Below are 20,409 nucleotides of genomic sequence, written 5' to 3' on the forward strand. Positions count from 1 at the left end.
ATTAATCCTCCAGTTGGTCGAGCTTGCCGCCCGTGAGGCGGCGGCGAATGGGAAAGAGATGAATGCCGGTGCGCTCGGAGATCAGCCCCCAGAGACCACGTGGTGCAATTAGCATGATCACGATGGCCAGCCCGCCCAGCGTCATCAGGTACCAGCTGCCGAAATCCGCCAGAAGCGATTGCAGGGCAAAGAAGATCAGCACGCCAAGGATTGGCCCCTCAATGGTGCCGATGCCGCCGATCACGACGATGAAGATCACATAGGCTGTCCAGTCGGTCACGCTGAAGGCGGCATCGGGCGAAATGCGTGCCTTTTGCATATAGATCAGCCCGCCTGCGAGGCCGGTGCCAAAGCCCGATGTCAGGAACACCAGCCACTTCATGCGGCCCGCATCAACGCCGACGGACTTCGCCGCCTCGGTGTTGTCGCGAATGGCGGCAAGTGCCAGCCCGCGCCGGGTCCTGAGCAGCCAGTAGATACCACCGATGGTCACCAGCGCCAGCGCGAGCGCCAGCCAGTAGGCGAGGATATCGCGCGCGGCAGAGGATTTCACGTCAAGCAAGACCGTGATCGCGTCGACGAACCACATGTCCTTGGTGGCGGACCGCGGCAGCGAGGTGCCGGTGCCGCCGCCCAGCGTTTTCCACTGGGCGACGAACAGCCGGAATACCTCGGCGATCACCCATGTGCCAATGGCAAAATACGCGCCCTGCAAGCGGAAGGCGAAGAAAGCGGTGGGAATGGAGATGATCAGTGCTGCCACGCCTGCCAGCAGGATCGAGGGCACCGGATCCAGGCCCCCGAGGATCACCGCGGCAAATAGCGCATAGGCGCCCATGCCGACAAACGCCTGCTGCCCGATACTGACCAGCCCGCCGTACCCGGCCAGCAGGTTCCAGAATTGCGCCAGCACCAGCATGGTCAGGATGAAAAACATATCCTGGATGGTGCTGCGCCCGGCGAAGAACGGCAGCGCCACGAGGACCGCGACCAGCCCGATCAGCAGGATGGCGGCCGCGTTGGACGCACGGGTGCGGGTATGAACAGCATAGGTCGTCATCAATCGTTCGCCCTTGGAAACAGGCCGCGCGGACGCACAAGCAATACCGCGAGGAAGGCCAGATGCCCGGCCAGGATTTGCCACTCGGGGTTGATCGCCGCGCCGACGGTTTGCGCGACGCCGATGATGATGCCGCCCAGAAGCGTCCCCCACAGCGAGCCAAGGCCACCGATGATGACCGCCTCGAAGGCGTAGATCAGGCGCGCGGGTCCGATATTCGGATCAAAATTTGCCCGCAGCCCTAGATAGAGCGCCGCGATGGTGACGATGATCAGCGCGATGCCCGTGGCTGTTGCGAAAATACTGGCGGGCTTGATGCCCATAAGGCTGGCGGTCACCGGGTCGTCCGAGGTGGCGCGAAAGGCGCGCCCAAGCGATGTACGGTAGAACAGCTGGTTCAGCCCCACAATCACCGCAACGGCAGATGCGAAAGTCAGCAAGGGCATGACGCCGAGGTTCAGCGGGCCGATCGCAACCGAGGCGGTGGTCAATGCATCGGTCGGCAAACGCTGGCTGTCGGCGGAGAACCCTTCAAGCAGTGCGTTCTGGAACACGATCGACAGACCGAAGGTGACCAGCAGGGGCGGCAGGATGTCGTCACCCAGTGTCCGGTTCAGCAGAAACTTCTGCAAACCCCAGCCAAGCGCGAACATCAGCGGCATGGCGACCAGCGCGGCCAGAAAGGGCGGCAAACCCAGAAGCGTCACGAGCAAAAGGATCAGATAGGCCCCGACGACGATCAGGTCCCCGTGGGCCAGGTTCACCAGACGCATGATCCCGAACACAAGGCTCAGCCCGGCGGCAAAGAGCGCATAAAGCCCGCCCAGCAGGATGCCCTGCGCGACTGTATCCACCCAGATCATTGGCCTGCTCCGAAGTAAGCGTCGTGAATGGCGTCGCGGCTCAGGGCGTCCGGTGCCCCGGTCAGGGTCACACGGCCTTCCATCATGCAATAGACGCGGTCGGCCACGGCCATGGCCTGCCCGATGTCCTGCTCCACGACGATCAGGCTGGCACCGGCCGCCTTGATCGCGGGCACTGCCTTATAGATGTCCTTGATGACGACGGGCGCGAGGCCGAGGCTGATCTCGTCGCACAGCAGCACGCGCGGGTTGGACATCAGGGCGCGCCCGATGGCCACCATCTGTTGTTGCCCGCCGGACAGCGCGGTGCCGGGGCTGTGACGCCGGTCCTTGAGGATCGGAAAAAGGTCGTACACAGATCCCAGCGACCAGTGCCCGCTGACCCGGCGACCATAGGTGCCGATCAGCAGGTTCTCCTCCACCGAAAGCGAGGGGAAGAGCTTGCGGCCTTCGGGTACCATCGCGACGCCCTGCGCCATGATCTCATCCGCCGCCAGCGCGCCGATGTCGCGTCCGTTGAACTGCACCATGCCGGGCGCATTTCGCAACACGCCGGAGATCGAGCGCATCAGGGTGGTCTTGCCAGCGCCATTGGCGCCGATAATCGCAATGGTCTCGGCCTCGCCGAGGGTGATGTCGACACCGAAGAGCGCCTGGAAATCGCCGTATGTGGCCGTCAGCCCATATGTGTCGAGCAGGGCCATCAGACGTCGATTCCCAGGTAGATTTCCTGCACCGCGCGGCTGGCCATGATCTCGTCCGGGGCGCCGATGCCGATCACCTTGCCGAAATCAAGCACCAGCAGCCGTTCCACCACGGAGGTCAGCGCATGCAGCACATGCTCAATCCAGATGATCGTGACACCCTGGGTGTGAATATCCCTGATCGTGGCGATCAGGGACTGGCATTCGCCTTCCGTCAGGCCCCCCGCGATTTCATCGAGCAGCAGCAGTTTCGGCGCGGTCGCCATGGCCCGGGCAAGTTCCAGCCGCTTGCGTTCCAGCAGGCTCAGCTGGCCGGCAGGCGTGTTTGCGCGACGCAGCATCCCGGTGCGTTCCAGCACATCCGCGCAGGCATCGCGCACCTCGGGCTCGGACTGGTTGCGCCCATGGGTCGCCGCAACCAGCAGGTTTTCGAATACCGTCAGCTTTTCAAAAGGTTGCGGGATCTGGAATGATCGCCCGATGCCGGTCAGACAGCGCTGCATCGCAGAGACCCGGGTGACGTCACGGCCCTGAAAGCAGATCGATCCGGAATCCGATCTGAGGTTCCCGGTAATGAGATTGAACAGCGTCGACTTCCCCGCGCCGTTTGGCCCGATGATCCCAAGCGCCTGCCCTTCGGGCACGTCAAAGCTGGCGTCGTCGGTCACCGTCAGGGCGCCGAAACTTTTGGAGACGTTGTTCAGTGCGAGCATGGTCATGTCGGGCGTTCCTTTGATGGGCGCGGCGATCCGGGGGCGGGAGGCCGCAACCCGGCTCAGTTCAGAGTATCGGTTCCATCGTCCCGCCCGTCGGCACGTCGGGGTGGTCCGAATTATCCACGATAACCAGATCGTAGCCGCCGCTGTCTTTCAGACGCCATTGACCGCCCACAAGGGGTGTCTTGGCGACGTTACGCGCCGCGAAAGGTGGCAGGCCCGCCCCGTCGAAGGCGATGCGCCCCACGATGCTCTCCACCTGTGATGCGGCAATGGCTTCGGCCACAGCATCCGCGTCGCCGGTGTCACCTGTCCGGCCCATCACGTCCGCCGCCATTTCAAAGAGCGCATGCACGAAACCGATGGGCTGGGTCCATTGTCTGCCCGTGGCAGCGGAATAGGCCTGCGCGAGCTCTCCCGCGGACTGGCCGGAAAGCGACGAGTTGAATGGATGGTTCGGCGACCACCAAACCTCGGACGAGAGGTTGTGCCCCTGATCGCCCAGTGCCTCGACGGCCTGCGGGAAGAGGATCGCCTTGCCGATACTGGCCGCTTTCGGGGTAAAGCCCTGCTGCTTGGCCTGCGTCCAGAATGTCGTGAAATCGGGAGGGATCGGCACCCCGGTCACAATCTCCGTGCTGGCCGCCTTGAAGGCGTTGATCTGGGCGCTGAAATCATCCGTCAGATTCTGGTAACGCCCGGTGTCAGTCAGCGCATAGCCCTGCGCGTCAAGCACCGGGGGAAACCCCACCGTCGGGTCTCCCCAGGCATTGCCGTCGCCGTCGTTGGGGAACAGCGCGCCCACCTGCTTGTTGGTGTCAAGCTGGTTCCACATCGCGGTGAATACGGAAATCACGTCTTCGAGACCCCAGAAGAAATGGAAACTGTAGTCAAACGGCTCCCACGTGCCGGGGTCGCCCTGTTGGCCGATGAACCAGGGTTGCCACGGGGCGACGGTGGAGATCACGGGGATCTCTTCCGCCTCGCAGGTCGTGGCGACGGGGTTTGTTGTCTCGGGCGTCGATGAAACAAGCATCATGTCGATCTCGTCATCAAGGATCAATTCCTTGGCAACCTCGGCAGCACGGTTCGGGTTCGACTGGCTGTCCTTGACGATGACCTCGAAATTCGCACCTGCGTCCGAGCCAAGAAACCCGTCGATGATAAACTGATCCGCTTCCGAAAATGCGGCAAGTGGCCCGGATTGGGGACTGACGTAGCCCAGCCTGATCTTTGCATCCTGCGCGATGGCAGGCGCGGCAAGGCCGCCTGCGGCCACGGTCAAACCGGTGGCGGCAGATCCTTTCAGAAGTGAGCGTCGCGTGATCATGATGTTCCTCCCTCGTGTCACGATGGTCTAGAATGCCGGTGCGTTGCCGGCCCACGCTGCTTGGAGCAGCGCGCGAACGTCTTCCCGCGTCACGGGCTGTGGGTTGGGATAGGGTTTCTGGGTCGCGAGTGCGGCGGCGCGGTCCAGATCGGTTTTCTGAATGCCAAGATCCCGCAGGGCCAGGGGCGCGCCGAGTGATCTGGCGAAGTCATAAAGGGCCATACCGGGCGTCTCACCACCCAAGGCTGCCGTCAGTGGCCCGAGTTCGCGCCTTGCCGCGCGCGCATTGTAGGCAATCGCATGGGGCAGGATGATCGCGTGGGTTTCTGCATGCGGCAGATCGAATGATCCGCCCAGGGTGTGGCAGAGCTTGTGATGCAAGGCCATGCCGACCCGCCCCAGAACCGTCCCGCAGGCCCATGCGCCCTGTTGCGTCACGGCGCGCGCGTCCAGATTGCCGGGCGCGTCCATGACCCTCGGCAGCCCGTCGATCAGTGCGTGAATGCCGTCAAGCGCCAATCGGGTCGTCTCAGGGGTGCGGTTCTCGGCATAAAGCGCTTCGGCGGCATGAGCCAGCGCATTGAGCCCGGAAGTAACGGTCATGCCCACGGGCAAAGTCGCCACCAGTTCCGGATCATAGAGGATCACTTCAGGCAGCACCCTGGAGCTGCTCAGGGTGGTTTTCTCGCCTTTCTCGGTTTGCCCCAGGATCGGTGTGGCTTCGCTGCCCGCATAGGTCGTGGGCACGGCAATCTGTGCCAGATCGGTTCGGTAGGCCAGCGCTTTGCCCAGCCCGATTGTCGAACCTCCGCCGATGGCGATCAGGCAATCTGCGCCCGCCAGCTTGAGGTGTTCCAATGCATCTTCCGTTACGGCGACCGGCGTGTGCATCGCCGCCTTGGTGTAGACACCGGTTGCCCGGCCCCCAAGGAGTTTGCTGACCTCCAGCGCAAGGTCGCATTGTTGCGGGGTGGACAGAACGAGAGCCCTGCGCGCGCCCAGACGGTCAACCTCGGCGCCGATCTCCCTGCGCAGCCCCGCGCCAAAACGTACACGCACGCCGTCTGTCTGGTTGATGTCATGCAGTGCCGCGGACATGGGCTGGCCTCCTCGGGGATGAGACTAGCCAACGAAAAACGACATGTTGATAAATCTTCGGTCAATTAATATAGCATAATGTTATGTTACTGGATCCGCGGCACTTGCATATTCTATCGGCCATCGTGGATGCTGGCGGTCTGAGCGAGGGGGCCATGGCGCTGGGAAAGTCCCAGCCGAGCCTGTCGCGGATTGTTGCCAACCTCGAGGCCCGTCTGGGTGAACCGCTGTTCGAAAAAGGCCGCAGACCGCTGCGCCCGACCGAGTTGTGCGAACGCCTTGCTGCCGAGGGTCGAACAATCGCCCGCGCCACCCATGCCGCACAAAGCATTGCTGATCGGTTCACCTCCGGGCAAGCGGGCAGTGTCCGGGTGGCGGGGACACCGATCTTCATGGATGGCGTCATCTCGAATGTCATTGCGGGCTTTCAATCCGCGCATCCCGAAGTGCGCGTGGATCAAAGCTATGGCTATGCAAAAGACTTGCTTGACGGGATCACCGCCGGGACCATCGATATCGGAATTTGCCCGATGGAAGAGGCGGATGTGCCAAGCGAATTCGAGTTTCAGCCAATTCTGAAGGGCAGAAACGTGATCGCCTGCGGCGCGGGTCATCCTCTGGTGCGCAAGAGATCCCTGCGGCTGGAGGATATCTCGGAATATCCATGGATCACGCAGCCGGTGGGCAGCCCGCTTTTTCAGGACCTGCGCGATGTGTTGAACAGCATCGGCGTGACCGACTTCAAGGTCAGCTACTCCGGGGGGTCGCTGTCCTCTATCCTCAATGTTCTGATGGGGTCGAATGCCATGACCGTGTTGCCTTACTCGGTTGTGTTCATGCAGCCATCCAAGAGCATCCACGCCCTGCCAATCCGCATTCAACACCCCAGGCGGCAACTGGGGTTGCTGTCGAAAAAGGATGGCACGACGCAACCGGCGGCGCGCCGGTTTGTCCGACACCTGACAACTCAGTTCCGAAGCCTTTCGCAGGCCATAACAGAACGTCAGCGACAGGCAGTCTGGAAGTCGTAGTCGCACCGCGGTAGCATCGCTGAGGACGCAAGAAACAGCTGACTTCAAGCGGGCGGGGTGGTGAAAAGAGGTATCCGGTGACGATACAACAACTCGTGACGTTTCTTCCCGCCGCGCTGCTCCTGGGTATCTCGCCCGGCGCCAACAATCTTCTGGCCTTCATCGCCGCGACACGGGCAGGCTGGGGTCGGACCGCGAAAAGCATCATCGGGCGTCTCGCGGCCTGGGCGGTTCTGGTTGTTTTGGTCTCGCTCGGGCTGGATGTTCTGCTTCGGACCTCCGAACTCGCATTCGGCATACTCAAATGGGTGGGGGTTGCCTATCTGGGTTATCTGGCCTGGTATTTCTGGGTGGCCGACGTGGGTAGCGAGGTGGAGGTTCCGGACGTGTCGACGCTGGCGCGGCGCGAGTTTGTCACCCTGATCGGTAACCCGAAAGCTTACCTTCTGCTCACGGCATTCATGCCTCAATTTGTCAACGATGGAGCGCCGCTCATGCCGCAGTTGCTCACTCTCGGGGGAATCTACCTTGCCGTCGAAGGTGCCGCCGCGTTGCTTTGGGTTACGGCGGGGACGCTGCTGGGCGCACATGCGCTGACGCCTCTCAGACGCCGCATCATCAATCGGGCGTCTTCCGGGCTGATGGGCGTTGCAGCGGTTCTGTTGGCACGCACCGAACAGGCGGTCTGACCGGTGTCCGCGCAGTCATATCCGCGAAAGGGTCCAAATGCATGGAGGGGCCGGGTGGGCGATGAGTGCCATGCGCGTCGAAAGCCAGTCAACGAGGCCGACAATCGGCCTTGCGCTGCATCACCCGAACCCGAACCTGCGAACCGTATCATCACCCGCACGGCCGTTGCTAAGGCCCCCGAGCGAATAACGCGCCAGTGCCTGGCCTTCTGTCGACAGCGGTCACGGTTGCGCCCGGATGTTGCACGTCAGATGTGACCGCGATGGCACACGGGTCACCTGCGCGATATCTCGTTTTCAGGGGACCGGCACGCCCCCAGCAGGCATCGGTTCTATGGCCCCGCGATCAAGCGTTTTCACAAACAAGCCTGTTCAGTCAAACCCGGTATCGGTGTAATCCTGTTTGGTGTACCCTCTCGCCTTTGCAGGCGGTACAGCGGCTCAGACCCGGTCGCCAGGACAATGGAGGGGCGACATGACAAGAGAGTTTGAATTCGTTGCCGGGTCCCTGTCGCTGAACCTGATTGACACCGTGGCGACCCGGACCAACGCACCGACAGAGCTTTTAGCCGTGCCCGCGCAGTTTGAGCGATGGGTAAATGCCGCCGGGTTCGAACAAGCGGTGCGGATTGATGCGGATCGGCTGGCCAAAGCCCGGGGGCTGCGCGAAGCCGCGCACGGCGTGCTGGCGGCGGTGCTTGCGGGCGACACGCCGCCAGCCTCTGCGATCAACGAACTGAATGACTGGGCGCGATTGCCCGGGCTGCGGGCACAATTTGTTGACGGGAAGGTGGTGATGACCAGCGCGGATCCGTTTGAAGCGGTCTTGGCCACAATCGCGCAGGACGCCTTGCTGCTTCTGAGCGCAGATAAGCGTGACCGGCTGCGTCGATGCCCCGGCTGCGACATGCTGTTTTTTGATCAGTCGCGTCCGGGAAAACGGCGCTGGTGCTCCTCCGCTTCCGGATGCGGGAACCGGGCGAAGGTGCGCCGGCATCGGCAAAGACACAAACTTCAGGACAGCAGTTGAGGCAGGCCACCAGAATAATCAGCCCGTGCCAACGTTGAAACCGCCAGATCAGGATAAGCAGTTTCTCAGAGGCGGGTGCGTGCGTCGTGGTCCCCGGCGGCGTCTGCCGGGTTGGCATCATCGCCAATCAGCGCGGTCTGCGTATCCGGACGGCGGTGCATCTGGCGCTGGCGGCTTGTTGTGAGCCGTCGCTGGCAAACGCCCAGCAATTTTTCTGTGTCATATGAAACGCTTCGCGGCCCGACGCCGGACACTGTTGGCCGCCTTTTCAGGGAGACCAGTCACAGGCATCCTGTGCAAAGAAAGCGGCCTCTTCGCGCGCCTCAAGCGGTGCGATCTCGCTGGCAACTGCCACCAGTTCCGCCACCGAACCATTGGGGCGGGCGCATAGCAACTCGGCGTCGGAGTACCATTTCTCGTCCAGCAAATCCAACCAGAACCCCCAGGCCTGCGGGTCGTCCGGCGCATTGCGCGCCCATAGCTTCGCCTCTGCCAGCGCCTCGTCAAGACTTTGATCCGTTGCGTGGTAATAAACCAGGAACGGATCGTCCGGCGCCAGATTTCTTGCAATCCGGAAGTCGTTTTCGGCCTCTTCGGATTTGTTTATCACCAGCCGCGCGCGGCCCAGATCACTCCATGCATAGGGGTCCAGCCTGTCCACTTCGACCGCCATCCGATACAGCTCCTCGGCCTTTTCAAACTCATTCAGCCCTTCCATCGTGCGGGCCTGCGCTGTGCGGATAAATCCGTAGTCAGGCGCGAGCGCAGCGGCCCGATCCAGCACGGCAATGGCCTGCCTCTGCATGTCTTCGTCCCGTAGAGTGAACCCTTTTTCCGACAGTGCCTGACCCTGCAACAGCAACGACTGCGCTCTGACCGCATCCTGAGCGGCGGCGCCGCGGGACCAGAAGGGTTGTTGAGCGCGCACGTCGTTTCCAACCTCGATCGCCTGCGTGCTGAGGGCAATCGCCTGATCGTAGTCCAGATTGTCCAGCGCAACGAACCCCAGCAGCGTTGCGGCCTCCTCGGCATTGGGGCCGCGCTGCAACAGGAGTTGCGTCGCGATTCTGGCCACATCCAACTGCCAGTCTTCGAAGTTGTCAAAATAGTAATACCGGGCGGCAACAAGGGGGTCGATTTCCTGTTCCAACAAGGCCAGAGCGGTGTCGTTAAAATAGGCCTCCATCGTGCGGTCGCCAATCGGGCCGGCGGAAAGCACCCGCGTGCCATCGCCTGAAAAGATCCGAATTCTGAGCGATATCTCGGTGTTCCGGCAGGTGCTGGCCAGACAGACGAACTCGCCCGCGATGCGCGTCTGTGGAAGATTGAAAAGCGACCGCAGCACCCCGGTGATCCGCTGGAGCGACAAACCCGATCCGGGCTCGACGACGTCGAGTTGGCGCGATGCGGTCTGGATGCGGACGTTCTTTTTGCTGTCCCCGGTGAAATTCCTGATATCTTCGATCGCGTCCCACAGCATGTTTGACGTCACAAGACCGCTATAGCCGTCCTTGCTCAGGGTTTCCGTCACGCCGATCTCTTCGAGGACAATGGGCGCCCGCGTCAAATCTCGGATGGCGACCACCAGCACGGCGACAACGGCCAACACGGCGACGGTGCTCAATACCGCAGACCGCAAGAATGCCAGTTCGGACAGGATGCGCGCCTTGCGCGAAGGTGCATTGGCCGTGTCAGGGGGCGTATCCTGACCCGGGGTTGCGTGGTTTACTTCATCTGGCATGTCAGCTCCCGTAATTGGGTGTCTGTCTGCGATCATTACATGGATCATTTGATTTCACTTAGAATTTTCTCGCGATCCGGGAACGGCAGGCATGGCCTCCTGCGCCCGCGGTGGCCTGATGCAGTTCGTATCGTGCAACCGGACACCGCCGCGCATGTTCGGTGAGATGTCTTGAGTTTTCATAGCAACTATTGGATGGTCAGGGCGTGGGGAAACGCTCTTGGCCAGACTATTTATCAGTCATTCCAGTGAAGATACGGCCGCGGCTCGGAAAATCAGTGAATGGCTGTCCGCGGAAGGATGGGATGATCACTTCCTCGATCTGGATCCCGAACGTGGCATCAAGGCGGGGGAGCGCTGGCAGCAATCCCTGCGGGCGGCACAAAACCGGTGCGAAGCCGTTTTGCTGTTGTTGTCCCCCGCCTGGGCGGCTTCGCGGTGGTGCGAAACCGAATTCCTTGTTGCCAGCCAGCTGAACAAACAGATCATCGGGGCCATCGTTGCGCCTATGGAGATGGATGATCTGCCGCGCACGCTGACGGCGGAGTGGCACATCGTGAACCTCGTGGGCGACGACGGGTTTTCCCAGGAAGGGTTGGCGCGGCTGCGCACAGGCATCGCCGAGCTTGGCATCGACAGCTGGCATTTCAAATGGCCGCCGGACCACGACCCGCAGCGTCCGATCTACCCGGGTTTGCGCCCTCTGGAAGAAGACGACGCCGGGATATTCTTTGGCCGCGACGGGCAAATCCTGCAGGCGCTGGACCGGCTGCGCGGCCTGCGCCGGGCGGGGTCGGGCCAGTTCATCATTCAGGGGGCGTCCGGGTCGGGCAAGTCTTCCTTCCTGAAGGCCGGTCTCGTCTGCCGTCTGGAACGCGAAAGAGATGTGCAGGCGGTTGTGCCGACCATGCGTTTCGGCCGCGCGGCGATCACCGGCAGGACCGGTCTGGCAAACGCGCTTGTGGCCAGTTTTTCGCAGGCCGGTGTCAAGCGCAGCGCGCGCGAGATGCAGGAGCGGCTTCTGGCCGGAGCATTGGCCGAAGAGCTGCGTGCGCTGCAACGATTACGCCCGCCCGGCGCGCTGATCCTGCCGATTGATCAGGCCGAGGAGCTGCTGGAACCGGACAACAGTGAAGCCGCGACCGTGCTGCAGGGTCTGAGCGATGCGGCCATGCATAACGACCTGAACGTGGTGACGATCATGGCGATCCGGTCGGACAGGTGGGAGGAACTGCAATCGCATCCGGTGTTCAGCAAGCTGGATCACGAGGTTTTCAGCCTGCCGCCGCTGCCGCTGGGGTCTTATGCGGATGTTATCCGGCGCCCTCTGGAACGGCTGGAGGGCAGCGGCCGCGCCGTTGATTTCGAAGAGCAACTGATCGACAGGCTGCTGTCCGACATCGCGGATGGCGGGTCATCCGACGGCTTGCCGTTGCTGGCCTTCACGCTCGAGAGGCTGTGGCACGACTTTGCCGCCTCGGGGCGGATTACGCTTGAGAATTACGAGACGACGGGCGGGATCAGCGGCGCGATCAATGCGGCGGTGGAACAGGCGCTGACCCTCGCCGATCAGGATCGCGCCATACCGTTGGACAGGCAGGCCAAGATTGCCCTGCTGCGCCGGGGGTTCATTCCATGGCTGGCCGGGATCGACGTCGATACAGGGCGCCCGGTGCGCAACATCGCACTGGCCTCGGAAATCCCGCAGGAAGCCCGGCCGATCATCGAGTTGATGGCGGATCAGCGGTTGCTGATACGGGATGTCGATGGTGAAACAGGAGAGGCGACCTTTGAACCCACGCATGAGGCCATTCTGCGTCAGTGGACGCTGGTCGGCGACTGGCTTGGCGAGCAGATACAGGATTTCGTCACCATCGACGGCATCAAGCGGGCGGCACGCGACTGGCGGGCCAATGACCGCGATCCGGCGTGGCTGACGCACGACGATATGCGGCTCGCGCTGGCGCTGACATCGGCAGAAGGAGAGCATGGCAAGCGGCTCACGCGGAATGAGCGTGACTATCTTGAAGCGGCGTCCGAGGTCTGGGATGCCCGGGTCAGGCGGCGGAAAAGAGCGGTCAGGCTGCGCATTGCGGCCGGGGGCGCGACGCTGGCTGCGACCGCTGCTGCGGCTGTGGTCCTGTGGGTTTTCTGGCAGGATGCGGAGCGCGCCGAACAAAAGACCTTTGCCGCGCTGAAAGCGGCTGAGGCGCGCAGTTTTCTCGACAGGGGGTTGCCGGAACGTGCGCTTCAGCAGGCGCGCGCCGGATATCACGCTGATCCATCCGAAGCATCCCGGTCGGCTTACTTGACCGCCATTCTGGCGATCCCGGGTTCCCTGGACTTCGCGCTTGACATGGGGCCCGACGGTCCGGTTGCCCTGGCATGGCAGGGCGACGAAACCCTCGTGCTGGGGCAGCGGGACGGGACGCTCAGCAAAGTGGATTATGCCACCGGTCTCGTCACGGCTGATTTTCAGAACCTCGCGCCGAGGCAAGCCCCGCTGAACGGATCGGAGGTTCAGCTGCGCGCGCTTGATGCCCAAGACGGTGCCATTGCCGGGCTGTTCGGAGATAGCGCCGTGCGAAAGATGGCGCGGGACGGCACGATTGAAGACATAAGAACGGGCACCCAACAGGTGCTTTTTCTCAAGTCATTCGAGGATGCGGTGTTCGACCGCACACAGCGCGTTTTCGGGGTCGGCGGGGCGCTGGGTCAGGTATCTGTCTGGGATTGCCGGGAGCCGCGCTGCTCACACCACACCTATGCCGCCACGGCGCTGGATATTGGCCCGGATGATGCCAGAGCGGCCTTGGTGCGGGACGGAAACCTGTGGGTCGTTCCGCCGGGTGGGGAACTGCGCGCGCCGGTGTTCCAATCCGCGGTGCCGGGACCGGGCGGCATTGCCGATGTCAAATGGTCCGATGATGGCACGGTCCTTCGGATATTGCAGTCCGACGGGCGGCTCTTTGACCTTCAGGCAGATACTCTGGCAGTTGCGGAGGCGGGCAGAGCGCCCGCCGGGCCAGATGGGCGCATCAAGCGGTTCGTAGGACCCGGCGCGCCCGCGTGGGTCACCTGTTTCGGGTCCCGCATCTGCCGCACGGGGACAGATCACATCATGCCATCCGTGGTACCTGCCGGGCTTGGCGCATCGCCCGTGCCCGGGGTGTTGACTGGCACGGCACCCGGTGCCGCCTGGTCACCGGGCAAGCTCGCAACCCTGAGCGAAAATGCATGGATAAGGATCTGGAAAACCGCCGCCGCGGATCTTGATATCCTCCCGCAGGAGCCGGTGCGCGTCATGGCGGTCGATCCAGCGACAGGGGGCATCTATCTCGGTCTGCGCAACAACGACATCTACCGGGTTGCCCCCGGATCGTCGCCCAGCCGGGTTCACGCCGCGGCGGGGGGATACTTTCAGGACCTGACCGATCTGAGCATTGGCCCGGACGGGACAATCGCCAGTCTTGGCACACAACAGGGCCTGCACGTGATCCGGGACGGCGCGGTCGAGACCTTGATGCCCGATCACAGCGGCGCCAGCCGTCACATGGCATGGCTTGGCGCGGGGTCGCTCGCGCTGATGCCCACCGGCGATGACCGTATTGTGCTGCTCGATCTGAAGGTGCCCGATGCGCCGCGCCTCACCGCACCGCTGGTTGAAACCCCCTGGTCGGCGGTTGTGCATCCGGACGGCCAGCACCTGATCGTCAGCACGACCGATGGGGCAATCCGGCGGATTGATCTTGCCACGGGACTGGAAACAGCACCGCTGGTGACGCCGGAACGCGCGAACAGCTATCCGCAAAGCCTTGCACTCGGGGCCTCGACCCTGTCCATCAGCGCGGATGCAACACGCATCATTGCCGCCCGTGGCGACGCGCATGTAGTCGTGTACGATCTTCAGACGGGTGACACTGTCTGGCAGCGGGAAATGCCCGGTTCGACCGCCAACAGGGTCGCCTTTGCCCCGGAAGGCCAGATGCTGGCGGTGCTGGCCGCTGACGGCACGCTGGCCGTCTGGGACAGCGCTGTGCCGGACCCTGAACCCTGGATTACGGTCAAACCGGGCGGCACGGGTCTGGTGCCAACCGATATCGCATGGCTTGATGCGCACCGGCTTGTGGTTCAGTCTCATGAAACGGGCTTCCAGTTGATCGACATGCGACCGGAAATCTGGGAGGCGCGCGCGCAAAGTGTTTTGCGCGGGCTGAGCGGGAGAGCGGAATGAAGCAGGTCTTGATCGCAATTGCCGCGCTATGCGCCGGTCTGGCCGCGCCGCTGGACGCACAGACAGTAAGGCCCGCAGAGGTCGGGGCCCCGGTCTATCCGTCGCTCGATGGCGGAGAGATGCGGACCTTCGCGCAATATGAATGGGACAAAAAGCAGGGCCGTATCGTGCGGGTCGTGCGCGCGGTGTTCGATCCCTTGGCGGCGGATGCTTTCGACCTGAGGTGGCTGCCGCAGGAAACCGGGGCGGACCCCGCGGGATACCTGTCCGGCAAGGGCACCCTGATCTGGCGCCGGAAAGGCTTCTCGCCGCGTGATCCCGACGCCGTCATTGCCAGCTTTTCCGGCGACTTCGAAAATGGTGTTGCAACCGGCAAGGGCGATTTTCATCACATCTCCGGACTGCGCTATCAGGGGCAATGGCAGGACGGTGTGATGCATGGCACCGGCCTGCTGCTGCTGCCGAACGGTGATCAATACGCAGGCGGGTTCAAACGGGGCCGTCAGGATGGCACAGGGTCCCTTACGGATGTCTTTGGTAACATTCTGGACGGGCAATTCGCCGATGGTCAGCCACATGGGCCGGGCACGCGTTACCCCAAGGCGCACAGAGCCTATCAGGCACGATGGTCGCGGGGCAGGGAACTGGTGGAGACGCGGGTGCTGATGAGGGGCCGCGCGGGTGTCGCGCATGTGGTCGACGTGGCAGGCCAGATCTATCCGGACGTGGAGGTGGGCATCAATGTCGCGCCACCTCCCCCCGGCGAGGATGGCGAGGCGGCCTTTCTGCCCTACAACGTTGCACGCTCTCCGTCCGTCACCCTGATCAAACCCGATGATCCGCGCCTGTTGGGGGCATGGCGTGGTGAGCTGGACATTCGCCGGGAGCGGTATGCGCATACCACCGAAAGCTTTGCGGGAGACAGATCCCGCTATGGCCCGGTGCCCTTGATCATCAACATCGCCAACAGGGGTGCACGACCGCTGCGCATTGTCGGCGCCTACGTGGATATGCAGGGCAGCCAGAGCGACCGTCGCCCCGCCTTGACGGTCAGCAGTTCGGTGGATGCCATATGTGGCGACAGCGCGGTCCGCACGGATTTCACGCTGAAGAACTATGGCTGGGCCGCAGCGCAGGCGACGCGCGTGAATATGATCTTCGTAGACCCCTATGGCGCAGCGGTCTCGCAAAGCTTCACTGCCGACCTGGGTCAGTTGCAGCAGGCCGCGCGCGTGGATTTCCGCCCGATTATCGAAGGGCTGGGCGTTAATCTTGCCTACCTGCGCCAGAACCCCTTTGTGTGCGCCTCAAACGAAGACTGCCTGTCCAAGGCCAAAAACACCGGGCTTTTCGGGGCGTTGACACCGGCCCTGGCGCGCGACGGGCTCAGCTTTGAAGTCCGGGGCGAAGGCTATGTCTCCTTTACCTGGCAAACGGCCCGCGGCGAAACGCGCCAGGGGCAGGCGCCGTTTTCAGCGGATTTCGTTCTGGGGTCCATCCAGACGATGGCCGAATGTGGTGCCGGTGCCCCCGTTGTGCCGATCATGTCCAACATCCTGACATTACCGGCGGACAGCGGGCCACAGCCGATCCCGCTGTCGGTCGGGATGGACGTGGGTGCAGGCACCGTTGCGCGATTGTCGCTGAACGTCGCCGCGACCATGACGTCCAATCACCGGTTCCAGGTCGTGTTGCAGCTGTCGGATGGCCGCGAAGCCGCATCACAACCGGTCGAGATGCTGTACTTTACGCCCAATCACTGGGATGGCCCCTGACCAGCCAGATCAAGCACGTCCTGGTAAATATTGGGCAGCGGGATCAACCGGCTCGCCAGGGTACCCTGCTCGAACACGCGCACTTCTAAAAGCGCCGAGGTCGCGCCCATCTCCTGCGTCTGATCAAACAGCAGATTTCCCAGTGAGTACACCAGCGCGCCGGGCCCGCCGTCGAACCGAATGTTGGTGCTTGCCTTGTGGCTGTGGGCGCCAACGATCAGGGCCGCACCACAGGATCGAAGCTCAGACGCGATTCTCTGCGTCACAAGGTCGGGCTCATTCGTGAACTCGGCCCCCCAATGCACGAAGAGCACCAGCGGCGCCTGTCCCGGCACGGTGCACAGCGAGGCAGGGTCGCTGTCAGCGGGCACCTTAAGGCCACCCATCTGGTTTGGCGGCACAAAGTTCAATGCCATGATGTTCAGCGGGCCGACGGATGTGAGTTTCGCGTGCTCCAGCGGTGTAATGCCGAGGTCGCGCAGCGTCGCGAGGGTTGTGTCATACCCTGCTTGGCCCAGATCGTGGGCGTGGTTGTTGGCAAGGCCAAGCGCCGCGAGGTCAAGCGCGCGCAGCACCGGGTCCGCCAAGGGTTGCTGCATCAGATGGGCGCGCGCCGGCAGCTCTTCGACCCAGCTGTCAAAGATCGCCCCTTCGAGGTTTGCAATCAGCGGAGCGCCGTCGGTGATGCGGGTAATCGGCGCGGTCAGCGCTGGGCGCAGTTCAGGGTCCAGCAGCAAAGGTCGCATGAAGCGGCCCAAAAAGAGATCGCCCCCGAAATAAATGGTCTCGTGGTCAGGCCACCGAAGTTGCGCCGTGGCCTGCGGATCGGCGTGGAAGGCGGCAACGATATAGCTTGTCGTTTCTGCCTTGCTGCCCCCGAAAGTGGCTGAGTTGCGGTTGGCGAGCACGGTTGGCCGCGCCCCGAGGCGTCTTTGCAGATCAAGCTGGACGGCCAGCGCGGCGCGGCTGTCCAGATGATGCGGCTGGTGCAGTTCCGCGATATCGTCCGGCCCGCCAGCGGTCAGAACGGCAAGGGATTCCAGGTCATGCAGCGCGGCCTCGCCCTGCGACAGGAAGTGGCTGAAATCCGTCGACTGGATGATCAGGGTCTGATCATGAACCAGCGGGGCCAGCGCATCCGCGATCTGCCTCCAGTCGCGTGGTCCGGTACCAAGCGCTGCCAGCACGGGCACCACATGCGCCTCGGGAAAGAAACGGGTGATAAACGGCGTCACCGCCGTCAGGCTATGATCGGCATAGACATCCTGCACCGCTACGCTGGCATCCGCTGCGCGCAGAGAGGCCACCCCCTCCCGGTCTGCGGTCAGGGGGCCGAACACGGTATCCAGCGTCGCCTCCGTGGTGGCAAAACCATCGTCAAGCAGCCCGAAATGGTCCGGGCCGATCAGTATGATGCGCGTGTACGTCCCGGCGGATGCAGCCCAAAATCCCCGCGCCATCAGATCGGCGGCCAGAAGATGATGCGGGACAATCAGCCCGGTCACGCCGGGGGGGGAGGGGGCATCGGGTCTTGCAGCCATGATCGCCGCCTCGATCAGCTGACGGTCATAGACCGGCTCAAGGAATTGCGCCCGGTCCGGACCCGCGAAGCATGCCGAGACGCCGGCGGATATGAGCCCGATCAACAGGGGTATGCGCCGCAAGGCCGCCCGGGCCGCCCGGATCATGACAGGCGCAGGCAGGGTTTGTCCTGCCGCGTCCAGACGTCGAGCGCCTGCATCGACCACGTGCTTTTTCCATGGCTGGTATCGATAATCATCATGTCGGCCTGCTGCATGATCGCCTTCTGAACGGCCTGCGTCGTCTCAAAGTATAAGTCCCTGTCCGCGTCCAGATCCGCATCAGACACGCCAAGCGGGCGCATGTCGAGGTGACGCAGGCGGCCCTGTGACCCTGCCGCCAGTGCATCATATTGACCAGCCAGTCCCGCCAGCAAATCGCGGCGCTTTGCCAAAGGCAGATCCTTGAGAGCCGTGCCATCGAGCCGGGTGCTCAGATACTCCGCCGCGATCCGGTCGACGAGGTCGCGCCCCGCCACGTTACACGCCAGCACCCGTGCCTTTCGGCCCGACAGACGCTCCCAGACCTGCATCAGCCGCATCGCGGCCTGCCTGTCGAACCCCGGGGCATTCGGGGTCATGATCTCCAGCGTCCGATCATCGAGCGCGACCAGCGGCGACGACTTCCAGAATGCCGTGAAATCCTGCTCCAGCCTGTCCAGTGTCGCGGCGTCGGTCGCGAGAGGCCCGATCACACCGACCCGCAGCAGGGGGCGCCAGCACGGTGCGCTGGTATCGGCTTCGAACCGCTTGATCCCGAGAGCGACCGCGGCCTGCACATTGCGCCTGTCCTTGAGCGGTTGCCCGGGGGGCAAGTCCTCGTTCGGCACGATCAGCGGGTGCAGTTTTTTCTCATCGTCGCGCGGCTGGCCGGAGTGACTGCGGAACCCCTCCGCGCGCCGTTCGGCACACCAGCGGTCATGTTCGGCGCGCATCAGGCGGGACATCACCGCGTCGTCCGACAGTATGATCTGGCCTGCCGTGGGATGTACCCGCAGCCCCGATACGGCGGTGTCATAAGGTGGTACAAATCCGCCCGCATAGAACATCTCGACCGAGGACAGGGCCGCGCGGTAGCTGGCGCGCTGTTGCTGGGTTGTCAAAGCCTCCCAGCTGTTCTGTGGGGTCTTTTCCACGTCCTTTGCGTTGCGCCACGTGTCATGCACGCTCTTGGCCAGCTCCTGATAGATCGCCTCCAGCTGGATGTCTTCGGCATCCAGAATACGCCCGCCAAAGGGGACGATTCCGCCGCTGAGATCCCGCAGCGGTTTCGGCGCGATGGAGGATTGCGAGTCGTTGCGCATGTAGATCGGCGCGCGCAGAATCAGCTTCTCCTGCTGCAATTGCCGCAGACGCATCGCGATACCGCTGTTCTGCGTGTCCTGACCGGCGGCAACGACGATGGCGGTCAGCGGCATGTCACGCTCTGCCGCGCAAAGGGTTTCACTGTGATTGACGGCGCAGGCCTGTAACCCATCCATATCGATCCAGCGGATGAAGGGACCCGATCGGGCAAACTCGGGGTTCAGCAGATCGGGGCGCTCCGCCCGCAGGCGCGCCTGGGCGGCGGGTATGTTCCTGTCCACAATCGACAGGCACAGCGGTGCCAGATCCGGGTGATGGCATCGCAGCACCAGTTCCTCGGCAATCGCGAGGTTCGTTGACCCCAGGCCGACCAGCGCGATGTGCGCCTGCGGTTGATTGCGCAGCCTGGCAAGACAGGTCGGCGCCATGGCGGTCACCAGCGACCGGGCGATGATCTCGCCACGTGAAATCAGCTTTGCCCGGGCAAACCGGTCCGACAGCAGGGCGAGGTCGCGCGCAACGGCATTATCCTCGATGCGCAGGACCAGTTCCGTTCGCTGGCGCGCCTCGGGCGGGGTGTGATCCATCCACAGCTGCGCGCGTTCCACGTTCAGAATTGAATCGCGATCGCCAAAAATGATCCGCGAAGGGGTGCGGCCGAAACTGCGCCGGGTCACGGTATGTTTGTCCAGCCGGTCGGGTATCCACAGGGTGCCGAAAGGTGCGTCCCGCTGCGTCAGCGTTTCGAAGGTTTCCTTGGTGTCGAAAACGACCGCGCGGCCATGGCGTGCAGCGTAATCGACCGCGAAATCGGACGCGCCAAAGATGATCTGGGACCCTCTGCGCTGGCTGGAGAGGACACGTTTCACCTGATCGCCCAGAAAAACCATGACCACGCCGATGACGGCGGATATCGTCGTCAGAATGCCGGTGGACCGCGCCCACACGAGCCTGCGGTCTGCAATCTCGCGGTCCGCGTCGCAGAAGATGTCGTCGACGTAGATCCCGTCGGCCATGAAGGCCAGGGCCGTGCGGTACAGGATGTCCGACCACGCAAGCTGCCGCGCACCGCCACAGAGCGTGGACCAGCCCACAACACCCAGCACGCAGGTGATCGTGAACAGCCCCGCCAGGACAGTCAGCGAGATTTTCTTTTGATCGAACATACATGGCCCTTCCCTGACCCAAGCCTAGTTTGGGAAAACGCTCAATGCATCAGGCAATTTCCTGTTGCGGGGAATTGCGGGGGGCCT

The 20,409-nt window shown here is 63.1% G+C and carries 14 protein-coding genes; 5 read left to right on the forward strand and 9 right to left on the reverse strand.

Going from position 1 to position 20,409, the window contains the following annotated elements; all coding sequences use genetic code 11:
- Position 1 precedes the first annotated feature (1 nt).
- The 6 genes from KX928_RS05550 to KX928_RS05575 form a co-directional block, all read right to left on the reverse strand.
- The gene (locus KX928_RS05550) at positions 2–1,060 is read right to left on the reverse strand and encodes a branched-chain amino acid ABC transporter permease (RefSeq protein WP_219499788.1); all 1,059 of its coding nucleotides are present in this window, start codon (positions 1,058–1,060) and stop codon (positions 2–4) included.
- Entirely contained in the window at positions 1,060–1,923 is an 864-nt protein-coding gene (locus tag KX928_RS05555) for a branched-chain amino acid ABC transporter permease (protein WP_219499789.1), read from the reverse strand. Before KX928_RS05555 ends, KX928_RS05550 begins: the two co-directional genes overlap by 1 nt.
- Complete coding sequence (locus KX928_RS05560; protein WP_219499790.1) at positions 1,920–2,627, reverse strand: ABC transporter ATP-binding protein; 708 nt, start codon at positions 2,625–2,627, stop codon at positions 1,920–1,922. The genes KX928_RS05555 and KX928_RS05560 overlap by 4 nt, the downstream gene beginning before the upstream one ends.
- The gene (locus KX928_RS05565) at positions 2,627–3,346 is read right to left on the reverse strand and encodes an ABC transporter ATP-binding protein (protein WP_219499792.1); all 720 of its coding nucleotides are present in this window, start codon (positions 3,344–3,346) and stop codon (positions 2,627–2,629) included. Before KX928_RS05565 ends, KX928_RS05560 begins: the two co-directional genes overlap by 1 nt.
- A 61-nt stretch (positions 3,347–3,407) precedes the next feature.
- Positions 3,408–4,673 (reverse strand): ABC transporter substrate-binding protein, encoded by a 1,266-nt coding sequence (locus KX928_RS05570; RefSeq protein ID WP_219499794.1) that lies wholly within the window; start codon positions 4,671–4,673, stop codon positions 3,408–3,410.
- Positions 4,674–4,700: 27 nt separating this feature from the next.
- Complete coding sequence (locus KX928_RS05575) at positions 4,701–5,771, reverse strand: maleylacetate reductase (RefSeq protein WP_219499796.1); 1,071 nt, start codon at positions 5,769–5,771, stop codon at positions 4,701–4,703.
- Between the two features lie 83 nt (positions 5,772–5,854).
- On the opposite strand from KX928_RS05575, the gene KX928_RS05580 reads away from it, so the two are divergent.
- The 3 genes from KX928_RS05580 (at position 5,855) to KX928_RS05590 (ending at position 8,521) form a co-directional block, all read left to right on the forward strand.
- On the forward strand, positions 5,855–6,802 hold the full coding sequence (locus KX928_RS05580) for a LysR family transcriptional regulator (protein WP_219499798.1): 948 nt from the start codon (positions 5,855–5,857) through the stop codon (positions 6,800–6,802).
- A 77-nt stretch (positions 6,803–6,879) separates the two neighbouring features.
- Positions 6,880–7,491 (forward strand): LysE family translocator, encoded by a 612-nt coding sequence (locus tag KX928_RS05585; RefSeq protein ID WP_219499800.1) that lies wholly within the window; start codon positions 6,880–6,882, stop codon positions 7,489–7,491.
- A 475-nt stretch (positions 7,492–7,966) separates the two neighbouring features.
- Positions 7,967–8,521 carry a CGNR zinc finger domain-containing protein gene (locus KX928_RS05590; RefSeq protein WP_219499802.1) on the forward strand — a complete coding sequence of 185 codons (555 nt, stop codon included), beginning with the start codon at positions 7,967–7,969 and terminating at the stop codon, positions 8,519–8,521.
- Positions 8,522–8,789: 268 nt separating this feature from the next.
- On the opposite strand, the gene KX928_RS05595 is transcribed toward KX928_RS05590, so the two are convergent.
- Positions 8,790–10,262 (reverse strand): tetratricopeptide repeat protein, encoded by a 1,473-nt coding sequence (locus KX928_RS05595; protein WP_219499804.1) that lies wholly within the window; start codon positions 10,260–10,262, stop codon positions 8,790–8,792.
- 220 nt (positions 10,263–10,482) lie between these two features.
- Between KX928_RS05595 and KX928_RS05600 the strand changes: the two genes are divergently transcribed.
- Positions 10,483–14,496, forward strand: coding sequence for an nSTAND1 domain-containing NTPase (locus KX928_RS05600; protein ID WP_219499806.1), 4,014 nt, complete (start codon positions 10,483–10,485; stop codon positions 14,494–14,496).
- On the forward strand, positions 14,493–16,271 hold the full coding sequence (locus KX928_RS05605) for an MORN repeat-containing protein (protein ID WP_219499808.1): 1,779 nt from the start codon (positions 14,493–14,495) through the stop codon (positions 16,269–16,271). The genes KX928_RS05600 and KX928_RS05605 overlap by 4 nt, the downstream gene beginning before the upstream one ends.
- On the opposite strand, the gene amrB is transcribed toward KX928_RS05605, so the two are convergent.
- Entirely contained in the window at positions 16,253–18,019 is a 1,767-nt protein-coding gene (gene amrB, locus KX928_RS05610) for an AmmeMemoRadiSam system protein B (protein WP_219499810.1), read from the reverse strand. The genes KX928_RS05605 and amrB overlap by 19 nt on opposite strands.
- A complete protein-coding gene (locus tag KX928_RS05615; protein WP_219499811.1) occupies positions 17,956–20,322 on the reverse strand; it encodes a hypothetical protein in 2,367 nt (788 codons plus the stop codon). Before KX928_RS05615 ends, amrB begins: the two co-directional genes overlap by 64 nt.
- Positions 20,323–20,409: the final 87 nt, after the last annotated feature.

The organism is Roseobacter insulae, from assembly GCF_019375555.1.
GTDB lineage: Bacteria > Pseudomonadota > Alphaproteobacteria > Rhodobacterales > Rhodobacteraceae > Roseobacter > Roseobacter insulae.

Coding starts and splice junctions, on each gene's coding strand:
- KX928_RS05550 (WP_219499788.1), bottom strand. CDS start 1,060: ATGACGACCTATGCTGTTCATACCCGCACCCGTGCGTCCAACGCGGCC.
- KX928_RS05555 (WP_219499789.1), bottom strand. CDS start 1,923: ATGATCTGGGTGGATACAGTCGCGCAGGGCATCCTGCTGGGCGGGCTT.
- KX928_RS05560 (WP_219499790.1), bottom strand. CDS start 2,627: ATGGCCCTGCTCGACACATATGGGCTGACGGCCACATACGGCGATTTC.
- KX928_RS05565 (WP_219499792.1), bottom strand. CDS start 3,346: ATGACCATGCTCGCACTGAACAACGTCTCCAAAAGTTTCGGCGCCCTG.
- KX928_RS05570 (WP_219499794.1), bottom strand. CDS start 4,673: ATGATCACGCGACGCTCACTTCTGAAAGGATCTGCCGCCACCGGTTTG.
- KX928_RS05575 (WP_219499796.1), bottom strand. CDS start 5,771: ATGTCCGCGGCACTGCATGACATCAACCAGACAGACGGCGTGCGTGTA.
- KX928_RS05580 (WP_219499798.1), top strand. CDS start 5,855: ATGTTACTGGATCCGCGGCACTTGCATATTCTATCGGCCATCGTGGAT.
- KX928_RS05590 (WP_219499802.1), top strand. CDS start 7,967: ATGACAAGAGAGTTTGAATTCGTTGCCGGGTCCCTGTCGCTGAACCTG.
- KX928_RS05595 (WP_219499804.1), bottom strand. CDS start 10,262: ATGCCAGATGAAGTAAACCACGCAACCCCGGGTCAGGATACGCCCCCT.
- KX928_RS05605 (WP_219499808.1), top strand. CDS start 14,493: ATGAAGCAGGTCTTGATCGCAATTGCCGCGCTATGCGCCGGTCTGGCC.
- KX928_RS05615 (WP_219499811.1), bottom strand. CDS start 20,322: ATGTTCGATCAAAAGAAAATCTCGCTGACTGTCCTGGCGGGGCTGTTC.